The 1,497-nt window shown below is 48.6% G+C and carries 1 protein-coding gene; it reads right to left on the bottom strand.

Annotation, left to right across the window (positions count from 1 at the left end; all coding sequences use genetic code 11):
- Positions 1–31: 31 nt before the first annotated feature.
- Positions 32–1,270 (bottom strand): IS110-like element ISEsa2 family transposase, encoded by a 1,239-nt coding sequence (locus QQZ17_RS18140; protein WP_000219087.1) that lies wholly within the window; start codon positions 1,268–1,270, stop codon positions 32–34.
- Between the last annotated feature and the right edge of the window lie 227 nt (positions 1,271–1,497).

Here is a 1,497-nt window from a genome sequence, read left to right as displayed (position 1 = left end):
GCTTCACGCCCTGAGACATTCGACAAGCTTTTTATGGCTTCAGTAAGGGCGAGTGTCTCGCTTCGAGAGCCAGCAAATATTTCGCTTCGTCATAACAGGTTCTGGCCTTCCAGCAGCGGTAAATGATCCTTATCCATTTGAACGCCAGTGCCCGGATCGCAGACTGATGAGATTTGCCCTTTTCTCTGAGGCCCTGATAATACAGTTTGGCCCAGTATGATGAATTAACCGTCTTGGCAGCCCATTCAACAAAGGTCTGCCTGACGAACTTGGCACATTGCCATCGCCAGTGAACCCAGGATTTTTGGCCGCTTCGTTCGGTCACCGGTGCTATACCTGCGTAGTTTTGAATTTCTTCAGCGCTGTTAAACCGGTCACGGTTATCACCAAGTGCAGCAAGCATCCGTGGGCCCATGCACGGTCCCATGCCCGGAAGTGATTTGAACAGCCCCGCATCTGGCAATGTGTCAAACAGCGTTTCGATTCGTTCGTCATAGGTTTTGATGATTTCACTCACGACTTTAATTTGTGTCGCCAGTGCTGCTGCCATCAAAGCATTAGCCTCTATAACACTCGGGTCTGTAGTCAATGGGATCGCATTATCAATACTCGCAACACGTTGCTCGGTAAGGGCCATAGCGCGACCACCTTTGGCATTCAGAAAGTTGCGGATCGTGTCGCGTCTGGCTCGTTTCAGTTGTTGCAGACTGGGCCACCGGATAATCAGCTCACACAACAGTAAGCTACCCCGATGTGAGAACCACTCCAGTGGCTGAGGATAATACTGTTTAAGCGTGTTGATTATCCGGTTCACAAAGCGTCGTTTATCTTCAACCAACTGACGACGTTGCTCAACCAGTTGCTGAAGTAAGCGAATATCCGCATTGTCGGGTTCAATAGCTTTTATCTTCTGGGGGTAACGCAGCATTAACTCTAATGCCAGCTCGGCATCCTGCGGATCATCTTTAGCGCCGCTGGGCGAGAAGGCTTGCCGATAACGAGCCAGGGACAATGCGTGGACGGGGAAAACGGTGATAAAGGGGTATTTTTGAAGAGCATATACCACGGGGCCCTTCTTCAGTTCGAGAGCTATTGCGATTCTACCTTTTACTTTCTGGTGTAACTCAGTAAGCCAGGCATCAAGCGCTTCTGCTGTATGTTCAATCACATCGAATACGCGTTCACCGTTTTTAAACTGAACACAGACATCGTGTTTTTTATCAGCCCAGTCCAGACCAACGTGCGCAGCAAATTGATTAGTCACAGTCATCACCAACTCCTTTTTATCGGGGATTGGTATGCATTCCACGCTCTTCGAAAGAAATATAGCCAGCAGTTTATCTGCATGCCCTGAGTATTCGTTAGCGAACGTGGAGCACCTACTGGCTCGAAAGAAAAGCGGCGATCATCACATGATTCTCGCTCAATATTCGTAACCAGTAAGCGCATACCCTGAATCACTTCAAAGTGTAATTCTCAGGGTACGAATGACTATAT

This window comes from Citrobacter sp. T1.2D-1 (assembly GCF_950098555.1).
Taxonomy (GTDB): Bacteria; Pseudomonadota; Gammaproteobacteria; order Enterobacterales; family Enterobacteriaceae; genus Citrobacter_A; species Citrobacter_A telavivensis.
The sequence above is the reverse complement of the archived record's forward strand: the minus strand, read 5'-3'. Positions and strand labels throughout refer to the sequence as shown.

Excerpts from the sequence above, each read along its gene's own strand:
- QQZ17_RS18140 (WP_000219087.1), bottom strand. The coding sequence starts at position 1,270 with ATGACTGTGACTAATCAATTTGCTGCGCACGTTGGTCTGGACTGGGCT.